This is a genomic window from Phenylobacterium sp. (genome assembly GCF_030645195.1).
Lineage (GTDB): Bacteria > Pseudomonadota > Alphaproteobacteria > Caulobacterales > Caulobacteraceae > Phenylobacterium.
Genome location: NZ_JAUSLW010000045.1, coordinates 1 through 4,464 on the forward strand (window position 1 = coordinate 1; position 4,464 = coordinate 4,464).

Annotated in this window: 4 protein-coding genes and 1 tRNA gene; 3 read left to right on the forward strand and 2 right to left on the reverse strand. The window is 66.2% G+C overall.

Features of this window, described 5'->3' with window-relative positions:
• Both typA and Q7T09_RS04015 read right to left on the reverse strand, forming a co-directional pair.
• On the reverse strand, nucleotides 1-1,605 hold a 1,605-nt coding region (gene typA / locus Q7T09_RS04010; RefSeq protein ID WP_304697841.1), incomplete at its 3' end, for a translational GTPase TypA.
• 410 nt (nucleotides 1,606-2,015) lie between these two features.
• On the reverse strand, nucleotides 2,016-2,921 hold the full coding sequence (locus Q7T09_RS04015; RefSeq protein ID WP_304697842.1) for an N-formylglutamate amidohydrolase: 906 nt from the start codon (nucleotides 2,919-2,921) through the stop codon (nucleotides 2,016-2,018).
• Between the two features lie 129 nt (nucleotides 2,922-3,050).
• Here Q7T09_RS04015 and cpdR point away from each other — a divergent pair, with 129 nt between their 5' ends.
• The 3 genes from cpdR to Q7T09_RS04030 all read left to right on the forward strand — a co-directional run.
• Nucleotides 3,051-3,407 carry a cell cycle two-component system response regulator CpdR gene (cpdR, locus tag Q7T09_RS04020; RefSeq protein WP_304697843.1) on the forward strand — a complete coding sequence of 119 codons (357 nt, stop codon included), beginning with the start codon at nucleotides 3,051-3,053 and terminating at the stop codon, nucleotides 3,405-3,407.
• A 74-nt stretch (nucleotides 3,408-3,481) separates the two neighbouring features.
• Nucleotides 3,482-3,556: transfer RNA gene (locus Q7T09_RS04025), tRNA-Val, on the forward strand.
• A gap of 675 nt (nucleotides 3,557-4,231) precedes the next feature.
• The coding region (locus Q7T09_RS04030) for a hypothetical protein (RefSeq protein ID WP_304697844.1) at nucleotides 4,232-4,464 on the forward strand (233 nt) is incomplete at its 3' end.

The following is a 4,464-nucleotide window of genomic DNA, read 5'->3' on the forward strand; positions in this document are numbered from 1 at the left end:
GCGCGAGTTCTCCCCGATGATCATGCCCTGGTAGGTCTTTTCGCCGCCGCCCACGAACATGAAGCCGCGGTCCTCCAGGTTCCACAAGGCGAAGTCCGTCGTCTCGCCGTCGGAGTTGGAGACCAGCACGCCCTTGCGGCCCGCGTCGATGGCGCCCTTGTAGGGCTCGTAGTGGCTGAACACGCGGTTCAGTACGCCCGAACCGCGGGTGTCGGTGAGGAACTCGCCCTGGTAGCCGATTAGCGAGCGTGACGGGCTCATCAGGCTGATGCGGGTCTTGCCAGCGCCGGACGGGCCCATGTCCTTGAGCTCGGCGCGGCGGGCCGAAAGCTTTTCGATGACGATGCCGGTGAACTCGTCGTCGACGTCGATCATGACGTCCTCGATCGGCTCCAGGCGATCGCCCGTCTCCGGGTCGGTTTGGAACACCACGCGGGGACGGCTGATCGACAGTTCGAAGCCCTCGCGTCGCATGCTCTCGATCAGCACGCCCAGCTGAAGTTCGCCACGGCCGGCGACTTCATAGGCGTCCTTGTCGGAGGTCTCGGTCACCCGGATGGCGACGTTGGACTGGGCTTCCTTCAGCAGGCGCGCGGCGATCACGCGGCTCTGCACCTTGTCGCCTTCACGGCCGGCCAACGGGCTGTTGTTCACCGAGACGGTCATGGAGATGGTCGGCGGGTCGATGGGCTGGGCCGGCAGGGCCTCGGTGACCTCCATGGCGCACAGGGTGTCGGCCACGGTGGCCTTGGACAGACCCGCGATGGCGACGATGTCGCCGGCCTCGGCGTCCTCGATCGGCTGGCGCTTCAGGCCGCGGAAGGCCAGCACCTTGGTGATGCGGCCGCGCTCGACTTCCTTGCCGTCCAGCGACAGGGCGTGGATCGCCATGCCAGGCGTGGCCTTGCCCGATTGGATGCGGCCGGTCAGCAGGCGGCCCAGGAACGGGTCGTTCTCGATCAGCACCGACAGGATCTGGAAGGGCTTTTCCTTGTTCTCGACCACGGCCGGCTCGGGCACGTGGCGCACGATCAGGTCGAACAGGGGCGCCAGGTTGTCGTTGGGCTTGGCCATGTCCAGCGTCGCCCAGCCGTTCTTGCCGGAGGCGTAGATGTGCGGGAAATCCAGCTGCTCGTCCGTCGCGCCCATGGCGGCGAACAGGTCGAAGGCGTCGTTCAGGATGCGGTCGGGATCGGCGTGCGGCCGGTCGACCTTGTTGAGGCAGAGGATCGGCTTCAGGCCCATCTTCAGGGCCTTGCCCAGGACGAACTTGGTCTGGGGCATGACGCCCTCTTCGGCGTCCACCAGGATGACGCAGCCATCCACCATGCCGAGGATCCGCTCCACCTCGCCGCCGAAGTCGGCGTGGCCGGGCGTGTCGATGATGTTGATGCGGGTGTCGCCCGCCTCGCCATGCCAAAGCACGCTGGTGCACTTGGCCAGGATGGTGATCCCGCGCTCGCGCTCCTGGTCGTTGGAGTCCATGGCGCGCTCGACCGTCGCCTCATTGGCGCGGAAAACCCCGGACTGGGCGAGCAGCTGGTCCACCAGCGTGGTCTTGCCGTGGTCGACGTGGGCGATGATAGCGATGTTGCGGAGCGACATTTAATTCTTATCTCGGGAGGGGCGCGCGCCTGGGAAGGGCGCGCGCTTGTAAGCGAGTGAGGGGCCTTTCACCAGCGCAATCTCGTCGCGGCGGTCGACCCTGCGGTTAAGTTGTTGTGCGATGCAGCACAGCCTAAGTCGGCCGTGGCGCCCAAACATCCTTCTGATATTACGATATATTTAGGGTGACGGACGAAAAAATCCAGCGCGATCGAACATTTAGCCTTGAACTTTTGTGCGCCGCACTGTACCTGTCTTTCTGTGAGGCGGCCTTGCCGCCTCTGCCCTTCCTGGGCGTTTCCTCCCTAATGAACTGCCGGGCCCTCGGGTCCGGCTTTTTTTTGGCCTGAGGCCCAGACGCGCCAAAGGGCCGGGGGAAACGGCGCGGGGCTGGCCGGGATCGCGGCGCCCTAGGCAGTCCTCAATCCGCTCCAGTCGACCCCCGCCAGCATGGCGGTGAGCCGCTTCAGATCGCTCTTCAGCTTGTCGAAGCCCTCGGTGGGCGTCAGGCGCGCCTCGTCCAGATAGAGCCCGCGGCTGATCTCGATCTGCAGGGCGTGGGTCCGGCGGGCCGGGCGACCATAGTGCTCGGTGGTGTAGCCTCCCGCATAGGGGGCGTTGCGGGCCACGCGGTAACCCATGGCCACCAGCTCCCGCTCCACCCTCTGGGTCACCAGGGGCGCGCAGGCCGCGCCGAAGCGATCGCCCAGCACCATGTCGCAGGCGCCTCCGCCCGACCGGGCCGCGGCGGCCGGCATGGAGTGCCAGTCCACCAGGATCGCGAAGCCGTGGGCGGCGTGAGCCTCCCCCAGCAGGCGGGCCAGGGCCGCGTGATAGGGGGCGTGCGCGCGCTCGATCCGGCCGCGCGCCTCGGCGAAGGTGAGCTTGCGGGCGTAGATTTCCTGGCCCTCGGAAACCACCCGGGCGATGGCGCCCAGGCCCGCGGCCACCCGGGCCGAGCGGCCGCGGGCGAAGTCCGGCAGCTCGTCGGCGAACATGGCCGGGTCGAGTTCGAAGGCCTCGCGGTTGACGTCGATATAGGCCCGCGCCAGCCGCGCGGCGATCACCGCGGCGCCCAGGTCGGGGGCCGGTGCGATCAACTCGTCGACGAAGGCGTCCTCCGACCGGCGGATGGCGATGGCGTCCAGCGCCGTGGCGGCCATCATGTCCTCGGGATAGAGGCGGCCGGAGTGGGGCGAGGCGAAGACCAGGGGCGTGGGGGCCGGGGCGCCGTCCAGCGCGGCGCGCCAGATGTCGAAGGCCGGCGCCGGCTTGGGCGCGGCATCGTTGGCGACAAGAGGCTCGCAGGCGGTCATCGGGGGTCATATGAGGGCCTCCCCCGCGGACGGTCAAACGATCAGCGGCGTGCATCCGCGATGGTTCATCGCGAGTTTACACCTCAGCCTCTATGATGAGCGCTTCTTGACCACTCGCGCGGAACACCCATGCCCCGGATCCTGTTGGCCGAAGACGATGATTCCCTGCGTGGCTTCCTCAGCCGCGCCCTGGAGCGCGCCGGCTATGATGTGACCGCCTGCGCCGACGGCGAGGAGGCCGCCGCCGTCCTTGATCAGGACTGGGACCTGCTGCTCACCGACATCGTGATGCCGGGCATGGACGGGATCGAGGTGGCCCGCCTGGCCGCCGCCAAGCACCCGGGCCTGCGCATCATGTTCATCACCGGCTTCGCCGCCGTGGCGCTGGCCGCGGGTGAAAGCGCGCCTCCTGGCGCCAAGGTGCTCTCCAAGCCAATCCACCTGCGGGAGATCGTCACCGAGGTCGAACGGATGATGGCGGCGTAAAGGCCGCGCTTGCGCCCGAAACGACCCTCCATTATACCGCCGCCTCCGCTCCCGAAAGGGAGACCTGACGGTCTGGACGTGTAGCTCAGCGGGAGAGCACCTCGTTGACATCGAGGGGGTCACAGGTTCAATCCCTGTCACGTCCACCATCCGTTTTTCCCAGACATCTTTTCCCAGACATCGCCCGCGGCGCCGGACGCCGCCCCGGCGGCCCGAGAGCCTGTCGGTTTCAGATGGACTCATCTGAAACGGAGAAACAGGCTCGGTCGTCCTAGGGTTAGGGCGTGACGGGCGCCAGAACCGGTATCCACTTCAGACTGTCACGCTCCAGGGTCATCGCGCGCGCCTGACGATCGGTCGTCCGCGGACAATTCGGGGCCGAAAAGCGGCGCGAACTGACGCCGCGTCAGGTTGGAAATCGCCCGGCGCGGCTTTTTCCCGCAGGTGAGGCGGTGCTGCAACACCGCCTTTTTCGACGCCGGGGCCTCCTTCGCCCGAAGGCCTGAGATTTTTCGAAAGACCGGCACGATCCGAACTTCGTTACCGGATTGGGCGGCCTGGAAAATCCGAGCGAAACCAACTTGATAGACCTGACTGAGGCGTCAACTTTGACATTTCCTGTTTCCGGTATGTCTGAGTGTCAGATATTTGTCTGTTATGTCAAAAGCTTAGCGCCAAGGTGCGGCTATTTCGAACCTGAAACATTGCAGACCCGCTCTGGCGCTGACGGGCGAGACACCCGATGATGGCCTAACTCTTCGGCCCGCTCAGCCCCCGTGCATTTCAACTGGGGGCAGGCCGTTTGAGGGGGAAAGGAAACATAGATGTCAAAAAGCAGGTATTTCTGCGGTGGCTCCATTCTGGCCGTCGCCCTGACGATGGGGCTCTCCAGCGCCGCCGTCGCCCAGGACAATGAGACCGTGGTCGAGGAGGTCGTGGTCACCGGATCCTTCATCGCCGGGACCTCGGAAAAGGCCGCCCAGCCGGTTGACGTCATCGGCGTCCAGGAACTGGCCAAGCAGGGGGCGCCCAGCGTCGTCCAGCTGGTCAAGACCCT

What these genes read in the sequence shown, in the direction of transcription:
- Q7T09_RS04015 (WP_304697842.1), bottom strand. Translation starts at nt 2,921, where the DNA reads ATGACCGCCTGCGAGCCTCTTGTCGCCAACGATGCCGCGCCCAAGCCG.
- cpdR (WP_304697843.1), top strand. Translation starts at nt 3,051, where the DNA reads ATGCCCCGGATCCTGTTGGCCGAAGACGATGATTCCCTGCGTGGCTTC.